Genomic DNA, 17,905 nt, shown 5'->3' on the forward strand with positions numbered 1-17,905 from the left:
GACACCTCTTCCCAAGACACAGGCCATCTCCTTCGCGATGAGCAATGTGTCTATTTAAAAGTGTCCACCATGTCTCCGAACACCTGTCCACCATGTCTCCGGTACATACACTCCCGGAGGGAGAGGGGACTGACCGCGTTGTTTGGGAGAGGTACGCCGACGTGAAAAACCGAGGTGAACTCGGGTTTGAAACACATGCAACTCGACTCGTGCTTCCTCTGCCTCCTTTGCTTCCTCCCCTTCTTCTGCTCCTGCTCCTGCTCCTGCTTCAACTTCCGCTTCTGCTTTCGCTCCCCACCACTCAACACGATGAGCGTTAGCTCGAGTAAAGCTTTTGACGTGCCGGCCCCATCGGCAGGCTGAGTGGAGGGATTTATCCGGGGGTGGGAGCGCAGCGACCGTGCGGCGAAGCCGCATGCATCGAGAGGAGGTGCAGCGAAGCAAACCGTAGGCGATGCCCCCGGATGAATCCCGGAACGAAGGAACACCGAGCCAAAGCGAGGTGCCGAACGCAGGGGCAAGCCTTTTTGGTTACTTTTGAGGCGTTTGTCAAAAGTGACCCGCCGTAAGGGCGGAACCATAAGCCGCAACACCCGAAGAAACGGATATTCACCCAAGCCCAAAAACCAAAAAACCCGCTGAAATCACTCTCAGCGGGTTTTCCATTTCAGCAGCCAAGGAAGATCAAAAATCCTCCAGCCGCCAAACCTCATAAGCCGGCGTCTCGTAAGGATGGCTAGCCTTCAAAGCCGCCACCACCCCACGAATCAACTCATCGCCAACGACAAGCTCGACCTTCCACTCCTCGACCCGCTCAACCTGCCCAGCCTGACCAATGAACGGCTGACTCCCGTCCAGAGGCCGAAACTGGCCCGTACCAAGCACCTGCCACGCACAGTGGTCATAGTCACCTATCCGCCCACCACCGGCAGCGAATACAGCGTCCTTGACCACCTCGACATGGCTGTCGGGAACAAAAAAGGCGAGCTTGTACACAGCCCTTAGTTCACCCACACACGAGCATTACGGAACATGCGCATCCAAGGAGCGTCTTCGTTCCAGTCTTCCGAACGCCACGAGTTCTGCACGGCACGGAAAACACGCTCCGGGTGCGGCATCATGATTGTCACGCGACCGTCGCGGCTGGTGAGGCCGGTGATCCCGCGCGGCGAACCGTTCGGGTTGGCCGGGTAGGCTTCGGTGACCTTGCCGTGGTTGTCGACGAAACGCATCGCCACGCAACCGGACAGATCGGCTTCGAGCAGTGCCTCTTCGCTTTCGAATTCGGCATGGCCTTCACCGTGAGCGATGGCGATCGGCATGCGCGAACCGGCCATGCCCTGCAGGAAGATCGAGTTCGACTCCTGGATCTGCACCATCGCCACGCGCGCCTCGAACTGCTCGGAGCGGTTGCGCACGAAGTGCGGCCAGAACTCGCTGCCCGGGATCAGCTCGTGCAGGTTGGACATCATCTGGCAACCGTTGCACACGCCGAGGGTGAAGCTGTCGTTACGCTCGAAGAAGCCCTGGAACGCATCGCGGGCACGGCTGTTGAACAGTGCGGACTTGGCCCAGCCTTCACCAGCGCCGAGAACGTCGCCGTAGGAGAAACCACCGCAGGCCACCAGACCTTTGAACTCGTTCAGGTCGACACGGCCGGCCAGAATGTCGCTCATGTGCACGTCGATCGCATTGAAACCGGCGCGGTCGAATGCGGCCGCCATCTCCACCTGACCGTTGACGCCCTGCTCACGCAGCACGGCAACCTGTGGCCGGATGCCTTTCTTGATGTAAGGCGCGGCGATGTCCTGATTGACGTCGTAGCTCAGCTTGACGCTCAGGCCCGGGTTGTCTTCCTCCAGCAGCGCATCGAACTCTTGCTCGGCGCAGTCGGCGTTGTCGCGCAGACGCTGGATCTGGTAGCTGGTCTCGGCCCACTGGCGTTGCAGCAGACGACGCTGGCCTTCGAACACGGTGTCACCATTGAAGGTGATGTTGATCTGGCCATTGTTGATCGGCTGACCGATCACGGAAACGCAGTCGCCCAGACCGGCCGCGCTGAATTGCGCGAGGATGTCCGGGGTGGCGTCCTGGCGAACCTGGATCACCGCACCCAGTTCTTCGTTGAACAGGATGGCAGCGATTTCAGCGGAGCTTTCGGCAACGCTGTCCAGGTTCAGGCTCAGACCACAGTGGCCGGCGAAGGCCATTTCCACCACGGAGGTCAGCAGACCACCGTCGGAACGGTCGTGGTACGCCAGCAGGTGACCGTCGGCGTTGAGGCCTTGGATCACCGCGAAGAACGCTTTCAGGTCTTCGGCGTCGTCGACGTCCGGCGCCTGCTTGCCGAGCTTGCCGTGAACCTGGGCCAGGATCGAGGCGCCCATGCGGTTCTGGCCGCGACCGAGGTCGATCAGGATCAGATCGGTGGTGCCCTTGTCCATGCGCAGTTCCGGGGTCAGGGTCTGACGGATGTCAGCCACTGGCGCGAAACCGGTCACGATCAGGGACATCGGCGAGGTGACGGTCTTGTCTTCGCCGTTGTCGTTCCAGCGGGTGGCCATGGACATGGAGTCCTTGCCCACCGGAATGGTCAGGCCCAGCTCGGGGCACAGTTCCATGCCGACCGCTTTCACGGTGTCGTACAGACGCGCGTCTTCACCCGGGTGGCCGGCAGCGGACATCCAGTTCGCCGACAGTTTGATGTCGGAGAGCTTGTTGATGCGCGAGGCGGCAATGTTGGTCAGGGTTTCGCCGATGGCCATGCGGCCCGACGCCGGAGCGTCCAGCAGCGCCAGCGGAGTGCGCTCGCCCATCGCCATCGCTTCACCGGTGTAGACGTCGAAGCTGGTGGCGGTGACGGCCACGTCGGCCACCGGAACCTGCCAAGGGCCGACCATCTGGTCACGGGCCACGAGGCCGGTGATGGTGCGGTCGCCGATGGTGATCAGGAAGCTTTTGCTTGCCACGGCCGGGTGGTGCAGAACGCGTTCGATGCTTTCGCCGATGTCGAGGTTCGACGGATCGAAGTCATCGCCCAGCTCGGCTTCGCGAACCACCGAACGGTGCATGCGCGGCGCCTTGCCCAGCAACACTTCCAGTGGCATGTCCACCGGGTTGTTGCCGAAGTGGCTGTCGGTCACGGTCAGTTGTGGTTCGGCAGTGGCTTCACCGACAACGGCGAACGGGCAACGCTCACGTTCGCAGATCGCCTTGAAGCGCTCGAAGTCGGCCGGGCCGACGGCCAGAACGTAACGCTCCTGGGATTCGTTGGACCAGATTTCGTGCGGGGCCATGCCCGGCTCGTCGTTTGGAATGTTGCGCAGTTCGAAACGGCCACCGCGGTCGCCGTCGTTGACCAGTTCCGGGAAGGCGTTGGACAGACCGCCCGCCCCCACGTCGTGGATGAAGCTGATCGGGTTCTTGTCGCCCAGCTGCCAGCAACGGTCGATGACTTCCTGGCAGCGACGCTCCATTTCAGGGTTTTCACGCTGAACCGATGCGAAGTCCAGATCCGCCGAGCTGGTGCCGGTAGCCATGGAGGAAGCAGCGCCGCCGCCCAGACCGATCAGCATCGCCGGGCCGCCGAGCACGATCAGCTTGGAGCCGACGACGATCTCGCCTTTCTTGACGTGTTCTTCACGGATGTTGCCCATGCCGCCAGCGAGCATGATCGGCTTGTGGTAACCACGAACTTCATCACCGTGCGGGGTGCTGATCGATTGTTCGAAGGTACGGAAGTAACCGGTCAGGGCCGGACGACCGAATTCGTTGTTGAACGCGGCGCCGCCCAGCGGGCCTTCGATCATGATGTCCAGCGCGGTGACGATGCGCTCAGGCTTGCCGTACGGCACTTCCCAAGGCTGTTCGAAGCCAGGGATCTGCAGGTTCGACACGGTGAAACCGGTCAGGCCGGCTTTCGGTTTGGCGCCACGGCCGGTTGCGCCTTCGTCGCGGATCTCGCCACCTGAACCGGTGGACGCGCCCGGGAACGGAGCGATCGCCGTCGGGTGGTTGTGGGTTTCGACCTTCATCAGGATGTGCACCGGTTCCTGCACCGCGCCGTACTGGCGGGTTTCCGGATCCGGGAAGAAGCGGCCGGCGACGTTGCCGACGATCACCGAAGCGTTGTCCTTGTAAGCGGACAGCACGCCTTCGCTGTGCATCTGATAGGTGTTCTTGATCATGCCGAACAGGCTTTTTTCCTGGCTCTCGCCGTCAATATCCCAACTGGCGTTGAAGATCTTGTGGCGGCAGTGCTCGGAGTTGGCCTGGGCGAACATCATCAGTTCGATGTCGTGCGGGTTGCGCTTGAGACCGTTGAAGGCGTTGACCAGATAGTCGATCTCGTCTTCGGCCAGGGCCAGGCCCAGCTCGACGTTGGCCTTCTCCAGCGCGGCGCGACCACCGCCGAGGATGTCGATGGCGGTCAGCGGCTTCGGCTCGGCGTGGCTGAACAGACCGGCAGCCTGTTCGAGGTTGCCCAGAACGATCTGGGTCATGCGGTCATGCAGTACGTCGGCGATCTGCTGTGCTTCGGTTTCGCTGAACTGACCGGCCACATAAAACGCGATGCCGCGCTCCAGACGCTGGATCTTGCTCAGGCCGCAGTTGCGGGCGATGTCGCTGGCCTTGCTCGACCATGGCGAGATGGTGCCGAAACGTGGCAACACCAGGAACAGACGACCGCTCGGCTCTTGAACCGGAACGCTTGGACCGTACTTCAGAAGGCGCGCAAGCACCTGCTGTTCGTCGCCGGTCAGGACGCCGGTGACTTCGGCGAAGTGAGCGAATTCAGCATACAGGCCACTGACAGCTGGAACCTTCTGGCTCAGTTGCTCAAGGAGTTTGCTGTGGCGAAAGGCAGAAAGGGCAGGAGCGCCGCGCAGGATCAACATCTTCGGGACAGCCTCGGGAAGGGGTGTGCTTTGAGGCCGTGCATTCTAGCCTAAACCGACCTCAACATCACCCGAAACGCTACGCACGGTTGCACTCGGACCTCAATCTGTGTTTCTGCCTCTGAAGTCAGATTTCGAGCTTGCGCAAAGGCAGCTTATTTTTTCTGTCACAAAACGCTCTGCGGCCCCGTTCCTGTGGGGTTGCGGGTGCTTTTTCGATCGCTAGCAGACAACCCCTCCACTGTCGAGATATGGCGCCCGTTGCGCTTTGCGTATACTGCGCACATGTTTTCCCCAACGGCTTTGCGTCCGCGGTACGCCAAATGGCTGATCGCTACCGGACTCTTCCTGATGCTCAGTGGCTGTGTTGATAAACCCAACACCCTCGAGCGCGTAAAGGAGGATGGTGTGCTGCGGGTGATCACCCGTAACAGCCCCGCCACCTACTTTCAGGATCGCAGCGGCGAGACCGGCTTCGAATACGAGCTGGTGAAGCGCTTCGCCGACGATTTGGGGGTGGAACTCAAAATCGAGACCGCCGACAACCTCGACGACCTGTTCGATCAGATCGGCAAGCCCAACGGCCCGGTGCTGGCCGCCGCTGGCCTGGTCAGCAGCGAACAGCGCAAGAAACAGGTACGGTTCTCCCATTCCTACCTCGAAGTCACCCCGCAGATCATCTATCGCAACGGCCAGTCGCGGCCGACCGACGCCAGTGAGCTGGTCGGCAAGAAAATCATGGTGCTCAAGGGCAGCACCCACGCCGAACAGCTCGCCGAGCTGAAACAGAAATATCCCGGGATTGAATACGAAGAGTCCGACGCCGTTGAAGTGGTCGACCTGCTGCGCATGGTCGATGAGGGCCAGATCGACCTGACTCTGGTCGATTCCAACGAAGTGGCGATGAACCAGGTTTACTTCACCAACATCCGCGTCGCCTTCGACCTTGGCGATGCGCGCAGCCAGAGCTGGGCGGTGGCCTCTGGCGAAGACAACAGCCTGCTCAACGAGATCAACAGTTATCTGGACAAGGTGCAGAAAAACGGCACCCTGCAACGCCTGAAAGACCGCTACTACGGCCACGTCGACGTCCTCGGCTACATGGGCGCCACGACCTTCGCCCAACATTTGCAGCAGCGCCTGCCCAAGTACGAACAGCACTTCAAGACCTACGCCAAGAAAGAGAAAGTCGACTGGCGCCTGCTCGCGGCCATCGGTTATCAGGAATCGCTGTGGCAACCGGCCGTCACTTCGAAGACCGGCGTGCGCGGCCTGATGATGCTGACCCAGAACACTGCACAGGCCATGGGCGTGTCCAACCGCCTCGATCCGAAGCAGAGCATCATGGGCGGCGCCAAGTACCTGGCCTACATGAAGGATCAACTGGATGACTCGATCCAGGAACCGGATCGTACGTGGTTTGCACTGGCTGCCTACAACGTGGGCAGCGGTCACCTGGATGACGCGCGCAAACTGGCGTCCCGGGAAGGCCTGAATCCGGACAAGTGGCTGGATGTGAAGAAAATGCTGCCGCGCCTGTCGCAGAAGCAGTGGTACAGCAAGACCCGCTACGGCTACGCCCGGGGCGGCGAACCGGTGCATTTCGTGGCGAACATCCGCCGCTACTACGACATCCTGACCTGGGTGACCCAGCCGCAGCTTGAGGGCGATCAGGTCGCCGAAGGCAATCTGCATGTGCCGGGGATCGACAAATCCAAACCGGCGCAGGAAAACCCGCCGCTGTAGTCCACCCCCGCCCACATTATTTTGTGTAGATGTTCAGGCCTTTGCCGCCGCCAGGATCAACGCCTTCATCTCCGACACTGCCGACTTGAAGCCGACGAACAACGCATGCGCCACCAGCGCGTGACCGATGTTCAGTTCGTTGATGCCCTTGATCGCCGCCACGGCTTCAACGTTGTGATAGTGCAGACCGTGACCGGCATTGACGATCAGGCCCTGGGCCAGACCGAATGCCACGCCATCCGCCACGCGCTTCAGCTCCTGGGCCACTTCGGTCGGCGTCTCGGCATCGGCATAACGCCCGGTGTGCAGCTCGATGGCCGGCGCACCCACACGTTTAGAGGCAGCGATCTGCCGCTCGTCAGCATCGATGAACAGCGATACTTCGCTGCCGATCTTCGACAGACGCTCCACCGCTGCCTTGATCCGCTCCTCCTGCCCCGCCACGTCCAGACCGCCTTCGGTGGTCAGTTCCTGACGCGTCTCCGGCACCAGACAGATATGGGCCGGACGAATACGCTCGGCAAACACCATCATTTCTTCGGTGACGCCCATTTCGAAGTTCATGCGGGTTTGCAGCACATCCTTGAGCAGCAGCACATCGCGCTCCTGAATGTGGCGACGGTCCTCACGCAGGTGCACGGTGATGCCGTCGGCGCCCGCCTCTTCCGCGTCCAGCGCAGCCTTGACCGGATCCGGGTAGCGCGTGCCACGGGCCTGACGCAGGGTGGCGACGTGGTCGATGTTCACGCCAAGAAGAATGCGATTGCTGGTGGTCACGGATGCGCTCCTGAAGGGAAAGATTCGGCGCACAGCATACGGTGAGATCAGGGCTTGCGAAACAGCTCGCGACTGACAAGGGGACGACCGCCCAAATGCACGGCCAGCGCTTGTCGCATCAGACGCTTGGCGGCAGACAGTGCGCCCGGGGCCGACCAGTCCGCTTCAGCCATGGCCAGCAGCTCGGTGCCGTTGAACAGGCCGGGTTGCAGCAGGTAGACCCGCTCGAGTCCGGCATCCACCTGCAAGCGATAGAGACCGTCCGCAGCAAGGGGCTCGTCGTTGATGTCGGTGTTCAGGGAGAAGCCATAACCGAGGTCGTCGAGCAGACGCCATTCGAAGGAACGCAGCAGAGGCTCCAGTGGCCGGCCTTCAGCCAAAGCCAGCAAGGTGGCAGCGTAATGATCGAATACCGCAGGATGCGGGTCTTCGGCTGGCAGCAGGCGTATCAGCAACTCGTTGAGATAGAGACCGCTGAACAATGCCTCGCCGACCATCCACGTCGCGTTACCAAAACTCTCCATGCGCCCGACATTCTTCAACTCACCTTTGCCGCGCAATTCCACTTCCAGCGGCACGAATGGCCGCGCCAGTGTCCCGGCCTTGCCCCGCGCGCTGCGCAACACCGCCCGCAGCCGACCTTGCGGCGTGAGGAAATCCACCAAGGCGCTGGTTTCGCGATAGGCGCGGGAGTGCAGGACGTAGGCGGGTTGGGCGGGAGGCGGGGTTTGCGACATTGAGTTCTCGATGAAGAAACGCAGTTTTGTAAACAACCCAAAACCAAATGTGGGAGCGGGCTTGCTCGCGAATGCGGTGAATCAGTCAAAGTATAGGCCGACTGACACTGCGCATTCGCGAGCAAGCCCGCTCCCACAGGGGTTTTCTGGCGTATCAGAAAACCGAGATTTTTACAGGTCGCCGTAACCCAGCGAACGCAGCGCACGCTCGTCGTCGGACCAGCCGCCCTTCACCTTGACCCACAGGTTGAGCATGATCTTGGAGTCGAACAGCAGCTCCATGTCCTTGCGCGCCTCGGTGCCGATGCGCTTGATGCGCTCGCCCTTGTCGCCAATGATGATTTTCTTCTGGCCGTCACGCTCGACGAGGATCAGCGCATGGATGTGCAGCGTCGCACCCTGCTGCTTGAATTCTTCGATTTCCACGGTGATCTGATACGGCAGCTCGGCGCCGAGCTGGCGCATGATCTTCTCGCGTACCAGTTCGGCGGCGAGGAAGCGGCTGCTGCGGTCGGTGATCTGGTCTTCCGGGAAGAAGTGATCGTTCTCCGGCAAGTGATCGGCGATGACTTTTTCCAGCGCGTCGAGGTTGTGACCTTGTTGCGCCGAGATCGGAATGATCTGCGCATTCGGCAGCTGTTCCTGCAACCAGGACAGGTGCGGCATCAGCTCGGCCTTGTCCTCGATGCGATCGGTCTTGTTCAGCGCGACGATCAGCGGACCGGTCACGTACTGCACGCGCTCCAGGACCATCTGGTCTTCTTCGGTCCACTTGGTGCGGTCGACCACGAAGATCACCACGTCAACGTCTTTCAACGCCGCCGAAGCCGTCTTGTTCATGTAGCGGTTCAGGGCCTTTTCGCCGCCCTTGTGCATGCCGGGGGTGTCGACGTAGATCGCTTGCACGTCGCCCTCGGTCTTGATCCCGAGCATGTTGTGACGGGTGGTCTGCGGCTTGCGCGAGGTGATCGCGAGCTTCTGGCCGAGGATGTGGTTCAGCAGCGTGGACTTGCCCACGTTCGGACGGCCGACGATGGCAACGTAGCCACAGCGAGTTGCGTTTGTATCAGTCATTGCCATTCTCCACACCCAGGGCAATCAGTGCTGCGGCGGCCGCTACCTGTTCGGCAATGCGACGGCTCACACCCTGACCCCGGCTTTTTTCATTCAAAAGGACAACTTCGCACTCGACGAAGAAGGTACGGCAGTGCGGTTCGCCCTGGATATCCACGACTTCGTAGCGTGGCAGCTCACAACCGCGCGATTGCAGGAATTCCTGCAGTCGGGTCTTCGGATCCTTGTTGGTATCGACCAGCGTCAGGCCTTCGAACTCGCCAGCCAGCCAGGCCAGGACGCGCTCGCGGGCGACTTCCATACCGGCATCGAGGTAGATCGCGCCGATCAGTGCTTCCAGGGCATCGGCCAGAATCGATTCGCGACGGAAACCGCCGCTTTTCAACTCACCCGAGCCCAGGCGCAGGTATTCGCCCAAATCGAAACCACGGGCCAGCACGGCCAAAGTCTCGCCTTTCACCAGACGCGCACGCAAACGCGACAACTGACCTTCACGGGCCAGCGGGAAGCGGTCGAACAGGGCTTCACCGGCAACGAAGTTGAGGATCGCATCGCCGAGAAACTCCAGACGCTCGTTGTTGCGTCCGGCAAAGCTGCGGTGCGTGAGGGCCAGGACCATCAGTTCCTGGTCCTTGAAGGTGTAACCGAGCTGGCGCTCGAGACGGCTTAAAGAAACGCTCACGGTTTACCCACGCTGAGTTCGTGGCTGGATTCCACTGCCATCGCCGGGATGCGGCGCAGGCCTGGGACAATTAACGCTGTGTTCAAAAATGACGTCCTGAATATCGTGGCTTCATGCCCTGGATCGATTGTGCCGACACCAGAAATGCATTCGGCGCTGTGGTCAACAGCGCCGTGATTGTTTACTTGATCAGGCCGACCCGCGAGAAATTCGGCAGGTGGCTGAGTTTCGGTTCCGGCCAGCTCATCCAGACCGCAAAGGCCTTGCCGACGATGTTCTGGTCGGGGACCATGCCCAGCAGATCCTTGGGAATGTTCGGATCATCCCAGTAGCGACTGTCGTTCGAGTTGTCGCGGTTGTCGCCCATCATGAAGTAGTGCCCGGCCGGCACAGTCCAGGTGTGGTCCGGCGTGGCACGGTAGCGGCTCATTTCCTTGCGGATCAGGTGCTCGGCGGCGCCGAGTTTTTCCTTGTAGAGTTCCGCACTGCCGAGAGTGCCCGGCTCGGAGCCGACCAGTTGCTCGGCAATCGACTCGCCATTGACGAACAGACGCTTGTCGGCGGTGTAACGCACCGTGTCGCCCGGCAGGCCGACCACGCGCTTGATGTAGTTGACGTTCGGGTCGCTCGGGTAGCGGAACACCATCACATCGCCGCGTTGCGGATCACCGACTTCGATGATTTTCCTGTCGATCACCGGCAGACGGATCCCGTAAGAAAACTTGTTCACCAGAATGAAGTCGCCGACGTCCAGGGTCGGTTTCATCGAGCCGGATGGAATCTGGAACGGTTCCACCAGGAACGAACGCAGCACCAGCACAATGAACAGCACCGGAAAGAACGACTTGCCGTATTCGACCAGCAGCGGTTCCTTGTTCAGCTTCTCCACCACCAGCACATCCGGCTGGCTGACGCTGCCCTGATAGGAAGCGATGGCGGCGCGCCGACGCGGTGCCAGGATCAACAGATCGAGCAACGCCAACAGGCCGCAGACGAACACGGCGATAACCAGCAACAGCGGGAAATTTAGTGACATAGGACCTGACTATTCCAACCTGAGCACAGCAAGGAAGGCTTCTTGTGGAATTTCCACGTTGCCGACCTGCTTCATGCGTTTCTTACCGGCCTTTTGCTTCTCGAGCAGTTTCTTCTTACGACTGACGTCACCGCCGTAGCATTTGGCCAATACGTTCTTTCTGAGCGCCTTGACGGTTGTCCGGGCAACGATCTGACCGCCAATGGCAGCCTGGATCGCCACGTCGAACATCTGACGAGGAATCAGTTCTTTCATCTTCTCGGTCAGCTGGCGACCTTTGAAGTGCGAGTTGTCACGGTGCACGATCAACGCCAGGGCATCGACCTTGTCGCCGTTGATCAGCACGTCCAGTTTCACCAGATTAGCCGATTGGTAACGATCGAAATGGTAGTCCAGCGAAGCATAGCCGCGGCTGGTGGATTTCAGACGGTCGAAGAAGTCCAGGACCACTTCGTTCATCGGCAGGTCATAGGTCACCTGGACCTGGTTGCCAAGGAACAGCATGTCGACCTGAACACCGCGTTTTTCGATGCACAGGGTGATGACGTTACCCAGGTGCTCCTGCGGTACCAGGATGTTGGCACGCACGATTGGCTCGCGCATGTCTTCGATCGCGGACACGTCCGGAAGCTTCGACGGGTTGTCGACGTAAATCGTTTCACCGGTTTTCAGCACCAGTTCGAAGATTACGGTCGGCGCCGTGGTGATCAGGTCCAGGTCGTATTCACGCTCCAGGCGCTCCTGGATGATCTCCATGTGCAGCATGCCGAGGAAGCCGCAACGGAAGCCGAAGCCCAGTGCGTCGGAGCTTTCCGGGGTGTATTGCAGCGACGAGTCGTTCAGGGTCAGTTTCTGCAGTGCTTCGCGAAAATCCTCGAAGTCGTCGGAGCTGACCGGGAACAGGCCGGCATAAACCTGTGGCTGAATGCGTTTGAAACCTGGCAGCACCGGGACATCCGGGGTGGAGCTCAGGGTCAGGGTGTCACCGACCGGCGCACCGTGAATATCCTTGATGCTGGCGATGATGAAGCCCACTTCGCCGGCCTTCAGGTCCGCGGTGGCGGTGTGTTTCGGGTTGAACACGCCGACGCTGTCGACCAGGTGCACCTTGCCGGTGGACTTCACCAGGATCTTGTCGCCCTTTTTCACGCGGCCATGACGCACGCGCACCAGAGAGACAACGCCCAGGTAGTTGTCGAACCAGGAGTCGATGATCAACGCTTGCAGCGGATCTTCGATGTTGCCGGTTGGCGCAGGAATGGTGGCGACCAGACGCTCGAGCACTTCGTCGACACCCAGGCCGGTCTTGGCGCTGCAGGTGACGGCGTCGGTGGCATCGATGCCGATGATCTTCTCGATCTCGTCCTTGACGCGGTCAGGCTCGGCCTGCGGCAGGTCGATCTTGTTCAGGACCGGCATGACCTCCAGGCCCTGCTCGATGGCGGTGTAGCAGTTGGCCACGGACTGGGCTTCTACGCCCTGACCGGCGTCAACCACCAGCAAGGCACCTTCACACGCGGCCAGGGAACGGCTGACTTCATAGGTAAAGTCGACGTGACCCGGGGTGTCAATGAAGTTCAGCTGGTAGGTAACGCCGTCTTTGGCTTTGTAATAGAGGGTAACGCTGTGGGCCTTGATGGTGATCCCGCGTTCGCGCTCCAGATCCATGGAATCCAGTACCTGGGCTTCCATTTCACGCTCGGCCAGGCCACCGCACATCTGGATGAAACGGTCAGCCAGCGTCGACTTGCCATGGTCAATGTGGGCGATGATGGAGAAATTGCGGATATGACTCAAATCACTCACGGATCAACACTCAAAAAGGCTGCAGGCTTGGCCCGCCGAAAAATAGCCGGGAATTGTACCTGATACACGGAGCAAGCGTCACGTTCGCCTGTCACCCGGATTGCATGCAAAAACGCCCCGGTCTGGCGACCGGGGCGTTTTCAAAGCTAAAGCGTGGGTGAAACCTTGTTCATCAACCGGCTCGACGCAGCAACCAGACACCCGCCAGGGCACAGACGCCTGCCGGCACCAGCACCGCGAACAGTGGCGAGAAGCCGAACACCAGGCTGGATGGACCGAGCAGATCCTGGACGATGCGGAAGGTGAACCCCACCAGCACACCGGTGAACACTCGCTGACCGAGGGTCACCGAACGCAGCGGCCCGAAAATGAAGGAGATCGCCATCAGCACCAGAGCGGCGGTCACCAGCGGCTGCAACACCTTGACCCAAAAAGCCAGCCAGTAACGGCCATTGCTCAGTCCCTGATCCGCCAGGTAGTGGATGTACCCCCACAGACCGGTGATCGATAGCGCCTCCGGCGCCATGACCACGGTATTGAGCAGTTGCGGACTGATGGAAACATCCCAGTCCTCGGTCGGCGTGTTGACGACTTCGGTGCTGCGCTCATGGAACAGCGTGGTGGTGACATCGGTAAGCTGCCAGCGGGTGCCATCGAATTCGGCGCGCTTGGCAAAGCTCGAACTCAGCAGATGACGCTCCTTGTCGAAGTGATAGCGGGTCACGCCATACAACAGCCCATCGGGTTGAACGGCGTTGATGTGGATGAACTCGTCGCCCTGACGGTGCCACATACCGTGTTTGGCGCTCTGCGCGTCGCCGCTGCCCTGGGCAAGCGAGCGATTGGCCTGCGCCATGCTCTCGGTGGCCGGCGCAACATATTCGCCGATCAGTACGCCGGCCAGCATCAGTACCAGCATCGGCTTCATGACCGCCCAGACGATACGCCCGATGGACACACCGGCGGCGCGCATCACGGTCAGTTCGCTGCTGCTTGCCAGACTGCCGAGACCGATCAGACAGCCGATCAGCGCCGCCATCGGCAGCATGTCGTAGAGCCGGCGCGGCGCGGTCAGCAGTACGAAGCTCAGCACGTCGACCAGCGTGTAGGTTTCGCTGACGTCACTCATCTCGTCGATAAAGGCAAACAGGGTGGCCAGGCCAAGAATGATCGCCAGTACCGCGATGATCGCGATGAATACGCTGCTGCCGATATAGCGGTCGAGTTTAACCACGGGCCACCTCCAGCGCAGCGCTGCGACGACTGGCCAGCTTCAGGCGCAGCGGCTCCCAGTACAGCAGGCCGATACCGATGGCCAGGAAGATCGCATGCACCCACCACAGACCCAGGCTCGCCGGGATCTTGCCTTTTTCGAGGGCGCCGCGAGCGGCAATCAGGATGGTCAGGTAAGCCATATAAAGAAGAATCGCCGGCAACAACTTGAGGAAGCGCCCCTGGCGCGGATTGACCCGCGACAGCGGCACCGCCATCAGGGTCACGATAAATACCAGCAGCGGCAGCGACAGACGCCATTGCAGTTCGGTTTTTGCGCGGATGTCGTCGCTGGCCATCAGGGCCGACGTCGGCATGGCGTCACGGTCGGTGACTTCCTCGCTGACATCCGGCTTGGGCAGCAGTACGCCATAGGTTTCGTAATGGATGGCGCGATAGTTGGCCAGTCCCGGGCTGCCGTCATAACGGTAGCCGTTGTGCAGGATCAGGTAGCGGTTGCCGTCGGGGCGGATTTCCTGCCGGCCCTTTTCAGCCACCAGCACGGAAATCCCGCGATCGGCCTGATTGGCACCGAGGTTTTTCTGCGAGATGAACACGCTGCCCAGGTTGACCCGGTCGTCGCTCAAGGTTTCGGTGTAGGTCACCCGGGTACCATCGCGCAATGCCTGGAAGCGGCCCGGCTCCAGGGTATCGAACTCGGTCAGCGCATCCTGCTTGTTCAGCAGCAGCTGGAACTGGTTGGCACCTTGCGGGGCCAGGCTCAGGCTCAGCCATGCCACCACCAGCGCCACCAGGGTGGCGGGAAACAGGGTCATGCGGAACAGGCGCTGCTGGCTCATGCCAGTGGCCGACAGCACGGTCATTTCGCTTTCCAGGTACAAACGGCCGTACGCCAGAAGGATCCCGAGGAACAGGCCCAATGGCAGGATCAACTGCATGAAGCCCGGCAGACGGTAGCCCATGATCAGGAACAGCGATCCCGGATCGAGCTGGCCCGCGGCGGCCTGGGCAAGGTATTTGATGAAGCGACCGCTCATGATGATGACCAGCAGCACGGCACTTACCGCACTCAGGGTCAACAGGACTTCGCGGGACAGATAACGGAAGACGATCAAACCAGACACTCCAGGGTTGTCAGGCTAAGGCGGCCAAACAAGCAAACGTCTCGACGGGCCCGCAGGGCAGAGCCGTCGAAAAAAGATGCGGCATTATCCTGTGATTGAGGGCGCCTGTCACTGCGCACACTCACCCAAGCGTGCAATCCGTTGAAGATCGTACAACCGAGGGTTGTCAGGCGCAGGGAGCGAGGTTCAAACTGCGGCCCTTGTCGCAGGCGCTGGCCTGCGCCTCTTCTCTCTATATAAGCAGGCGACGGCGGACACGTCGAACGCCTGCGTGTTGACCATTCATTCAGGGATCCGGACATGGAACTGGTTGTAAAAAGCGTTAGCCCAGAAACGTTGAAAACCGCCACCCTGGTGGTTGCCGTCGGCGAAGGCCGCAAACTCGGCGTCGCCGCCAAACAGGTCGACGAACTGAGCGGCGGCGCCATCAGCGCGGTGCTCAAGCGTGGCGACCTGGCCGGCAAGGTCGGCCAGAGCCTGTTGCTGCACAGCCTGCCGAACCTGAAAGCCGAACGCGTGCTGCTGGTCGGCGTGGGCAAGGATGAAGAGTTGGGCGACCGCCCGTTCCGCAAGATCGTCGCCGGCATCCTCAACACCCTTAAAGGCCTGGGCGGCAGTGACGCCGTACTGGCACTCGATGAAATCATCGTCAAGAACCGCGACAGCTACGGCAAGACCCGCCTGCTGGCCGAAACCCTGGTCGACGGCGAATACACCTTCGACCAGTTCAAGAGCCAGAAAGCCGAACCGCGTGCCCTGAAGAAAATCACCCTGCTGACCATCAAGGCCGCTCAGGCCGAAGTGCAACGCGCCGTGAACCACGCCACCGCGATCGCTAACGGCATGGCATTCACCCGCAACCTGGGCAACCTGCCGCCGAACATTTGCCACCCGACGTTCCTCGGCGAGCAAGCCAAGAACCTCGGCAAAGAGTTCAAGGATCTGAAAGTCGAAGTCCTCGACGAGAAGAAGATCAAATCCCTGGGCATGGGTTCGTTCTACGCCGTCGGCCAGGGCAGCGCCCAGCCGCCACGCCTGATCGTCATGCAGTACAACGGCGGCAAGAAATCCGAAAAGCCGTACGCGCTGGTCGGTAAAGGCATCACCTTCGACACCGGCGGCATCAGCCTGAAGCCGGGCGCCGGCATGGACGAGATGAAGTACGACATGGGTGGCGCCGCCAGCGTATTCGGCACCCTGCGCGCCGTGCTGGAACTGAAGCTGCCGATCAACCTGGTGTGCATCCTGGCCTGCGCCGAGAACATGCCGAGCGGCACCGCTTCGCGTCCGGGCGACATCGTGACCACCATGAGCGGCCAGACCGTGGAAATCCTCAACACCGACGCCGAAGGCCGCCTGGTGCTGTGCGATGCACTGACCTACTCCGAGCGCTTCAAGCCGCAAGCGGTGATCGACATCGCCACCCTGACCGGTGCCTGTGTCGTAGCCCTGGGTGCTCACACCTCCGGCCTGCTGGGCAACAACGACGAACTGATCGAGCAACTGCTGAGCGCCGGCAAGGCTGCCGACGACCGCGCCTGGCAACTGCCGCTGTTCGATGAGTATCAAGAGCAGCTGGACAGCCCGTTCGCCGACATCGCCAACATTGGCGGGCCGAAGGCCGGCACCATCACTGCTGCGTGCTTCCTGTCGCGCTTCACCAAGAACCTGAACTGGGCGCACCTGGACATCGCGGGCACCGCGTGGACCAGCGGCGGCAAGGACAAGGGCGCCACCGGCCGTCCGGTTCCCCTGCTGACCCAGTACCTGCTGGATCGCGCCAAGGCCTGAAACCGATGACTGCGAGCGGCGCCTCTTTAGAGGGGCGCCGCTTTCAGCTCAGGAACCGCAATGACCAAAGTCGACTTTTATATCCTGCCCAGTGCCGATCCCTCGGCGCGTCTGGATTTTGCCTGCAAGCTCACAGAGAAGGCCTGGCGGATGGGCCACCGCATCTACCTGCACTGCAGCGATGCGGCCCAGCGTGATGACCTCGATGCGCGACTGTGGTCCTTCAAGGGCGAAACCTTTGTGCCCCACGGCCCTGCCGAAAATGAACCGGATGGTTTGATCGTGCTTGGACTGGGTGAGGACTGCGGCCAGCATCAGGATTTGCTCGTCAACCTGGACCTGAAAGTCCCGGCCTTCGCCGACAAGTTCGCCCGGGTGGCGGAAGTGGTGGTGGAAGATCCGGCGATCCGTTCGGCGGCGCGGGAGAGTTTCCGTTTCTACCGGGAACAGGGCTATCCTCTGCAAGACCACCGTTTACAGCGACTCTGAGTACGCCGATGGACACTCCAAAACCGCTGCAAAAACCCGCGCACCTGCTGGATGACCTTGAGTCGATCCGCCAGCTGCTGGGTGATGACAATCTGCAACCGCCGCTGCTGACCGACACGGTCGATGAGGGCGAGCAGGAACAGATTCCGATGCTGTTCGACACGATCGACAACGCACCACAAGCTGTCGAACCGACTCCCGCCCCTGTCGCGAAGCCCGCCACTGCGCCCGCCGCGCCTGCGGATAAAGGCCCCGACGCCCTGCTGCACCTGGACAGCGAACTGCGCGCCGCCGCACAACTGATCATGCAGGACGTGATCGACGACTTCGCACCGCACATCGAAACCGAAATCAAACGTCGCCTCGAGGCGCGGATGGAACGGCTTCTAGCCCAGTACGAATAATTCCCCGGCCTCCTGCAGGAGCTGGCCTGCCAGCGATAGCATCACCGCGCCTTTCCTGAAAAACCGCGGAGCGTGCATCGCCGGCAGGCCGGCTCCCACATTTAAGTC

At 60.9% G+C, this 17,905-nt stretch carries 14 protein-coding genes; 4 read left to right on the top strand and 10 right to left on the bottom strand.

The annotated features are described in order from the left end of the window. Window positions 1–684 precede the first annotated feature (684 nt). The gene (locus J5M72_RS28385; RefSeq protein ID WP_207868258.1) at window positions 685–996 is read right to left on the bottom strand and encodes a YqfO family protein; all 312 of its coding nucleotides are present in this window, start codon (window positions 994–996) and stop codon (window positions 685–687) included. A 5-nt stretch (window positions 997–1,001) separates the two neighbouring features. After that, on the bottom strand, window positions 1,002–4,898 hold the full coding sequence (purL, locus tag J5M72_RS28390; protein WP_207868260.1) for a phosphoribosylformylglycinamidine synthase: 3,897 nt from the start codon (window positions 4,896–4,898) through the stop codon (window positions 1,002–1,004). Window positions 4,899–5,183: 285 nt separating this feature from the next. On the opposite strand from purL, the gene mltF reads away from it, so the two are divergent. Further along, a complete protein-coding gene (mltF, locus tag J5M72_RS28395; RefSeq protein WP_169428985.1) occupies window positions 5,184–6,644 on the top strand; it encodes a membrane-bound lytic murein transglycosylase MltF in 1,461 nt (486 codons plus the stop codon). A 33-nt stretch (window positions 6,645–6,677) separates the two neighbouring features. On the opposite strand, the gene pdxJ is transcribed toward mltF, so the two are convergent. The 8 genes from pdxJ to lptF form a co-directional block, all read right to left on the bottom strand. Then, window positions 6,678–7,421, bottom strand: coding sequence for a pyridoxine 5'-phosphate synthase (gene pdxJ / locus J5M72_RS28400; RefSeq protein ID WP_207868262.1), 744 nt, complete (start codon window positions 7,419–7,421; stop codon window positions 6,678–6,680). A 47-nt stretch (window positions 7,422–7,468) separates the two neighbouring features. Continuing rightward, on the bottom strand, window positions 7,469–8,158 hold the full coding sequence (gene recO / locus J5M72_RS28405) for a DNA repair protein RecO (protein WP_207868263.1): 690 nt from the start codon (window positions 8,156–8,158) through the stop codon (window positions 7,469–7,471). Between the two features lie 171 nt (window positions 8,159–8,329). Continuing rightward, on the bottom strand, window positions 8,330–9,232 hold the full coding sequence (gene era / locus J5M72_RS28410; protein WP_011332590.1) for a GTPase Era: 903 nt from the start codon (window positions 9,230–9,232) through the stop codon (window positions 8,330–8,332). Next, complete coding sequence (gene rnc, locus J5M72_RS28415) at window positions 9,225–9,914, bottom strand: ribonuclease III (protein WP_169428982.1); 690 nt, start codon at window positions 9,912–9,914, stop codon at window positions 9,225–9,227. The genes era and rnc overlap by 8 nt, the downstream gene beginning before the upstream one ends. 181 nt (window positions 9,915–10,095) lie before the next feature. Beyond that, window positions 10,096–10,950, bottom strand: a complete 855-nt coding sequence (lepB, locus tag J5M72_RS28420) for a signal peptidase I (protein WP_169428981.1) — start codon at window positions 10,948–10,950, stop codon at window positions 10,096–10,098. Window positions 10,951–10,959: 9 nt separating this feature from the next. After that, the gene (gene lepA / locus J5M72_RS28425; protein ID WP_085608162.1) at window positions 10,960–12,756 is read right to left on the bottom strand and encodes a translation elongation factor 4; all 1,797 of its coding nucleotides are present in this window, start codon (window positions 12,754–12,756) and stop codon (window positions 10,960–10,962) included. A gap of 172 nt (window positions 12,757–12,928) precedes the next feature. Next, entirely contained in the window at window positions 12,929–13,990 is a 1,062-nt protein-coding gene (lptG, locus tag J5M72_RS28430) for an LPS export ABC transporter permease LptG (RefSeq protein WP_169428980.1), read from the bottom strand. After that, a complete protein-coding gene (gene lptF / locus J5M72_RS28435) occupies window positions 13,983–15,104 on the bottom strand; it encodes an LPS export ABC transporter permease LptF (protein ID WP_169428979.1) in 1,122 nt (373 codons plus the stop codon). The genes lptG and lptF overlap by 8 nt, the downstream gene beginning before the upstream one ends. 309 nt (window positions 15,105–15,413) lie before the next feature. Here lptF and J5M72_RS28440 point away from each other — a divergent pair, with 309 nt between their 5' ends. The 3 genes from J5M72_RS28440 to J5M72_RS28450 are packed head-to-tail and all read left to right on the top strand — an operon-like array spanning window position 15,414 to window position 17,797. Then, window positions 15,414–16,904 (top strand): leucyl aminopeptidase, encoded by a 1,491-nt coding sequence (locus J5M72_RS28440; RefSeq protein WP_007957362.1) that lies wholly within the window; start codon window positions 15,414–15,416, stop codon window positions 16,902–16,904. Between the two features lie 60 nt (window positions 16,905–16,964). Then, a complete protein-coding gene (locus tag J5M72_RS28445) occupies window positions 16,965–17,393 on the top strand; it encodes a DNA polymerase III subunit chi (RefSeq protein ID WP_207868265.1) in 429 nt (142 codons plus the stop codon). A gap of 8 nt (window positions 17,394–17,401) precedes the next feature. Further along, on the top strand, window positions 17,402–17,797 hold the full coding sequence (locus J5M72_RS28450; protein ID WP_207868267.1) for a DNA polymerase III subunit chi: 396 nt from the start codon (window positions 17,402–17,404) through the stop codon (window positions 17,795–17,797). Window positions 17,798–17,905: the final 108 nt, after the last annotated feature.

This window comes from Pseudomonas sp. 58(2021) (assembly GCF_017491585.1).
GTDB classification, from domain to species: Bacteria; Pseudomonadota; Gammaproteobacteria; order Pseudomonadales; family Pseudomonadaceae; genus Aquipseudomonas; species Aquipseudomonas fluorescens_BT.

Bases quoted from the DNA above. Each gene is read 5' to 3' on its own strand.
- J5M72_RS28445 (WP_207868265.1), top strand. From the start codon at position 16,965: ATGACCAAAGTCGACTTTTATATCCTGCCCAGTGCCGATCCCTCGGCG.
- lepB (WP_169428981.1), bottom strand. From the start codon at position 10,950: ATGTCACTAAATTTCCCGCTGTTGCTGGTTATCGCCGTGTTCGTCTGC.
- J5M72_RS28440 (WP_007957362.1), top strand. From the start codon at position 15,414: ATGGAACTGGTTGTAAAAAGCGTTAGCCCAGAAACGTTGAAAACCGCC.
- J5M72_RS28450 (WP_207868267.1), top strand. From the start codon at position 17,402: ATGGACACTCCAAAACCGCTGCAAAAACCCGCGCACCTGCTGGATGAC.
- purL (WP_207868260.1), bottom strand. From the start codon at position 4,898: ATGTTGATCCTGCGCGGCGCTCCTGCCCTTTCTGCCTTTCGCCACAGC.
- era (WP_011332590.1), bottom strand. From the start codon at position 9,232: ATGACTGATACAAACGCAACTCGCTGTGGCTACGTTGCCATCGTCGGC.
- recO (WP_207868263.1), bottom strand. From the start codon at position 8,158: ATGTCGCAAACCCCGCCTCCCGCCCAACCCGCCTACGTCCTGCACTCC.
- mltF (WP_169428985.1), top strand. From the start codon at position 5,184: ATGTTTTCCCCAACGGCTTTGCGTCCGCGGTACGCCAAATGGCTGATC.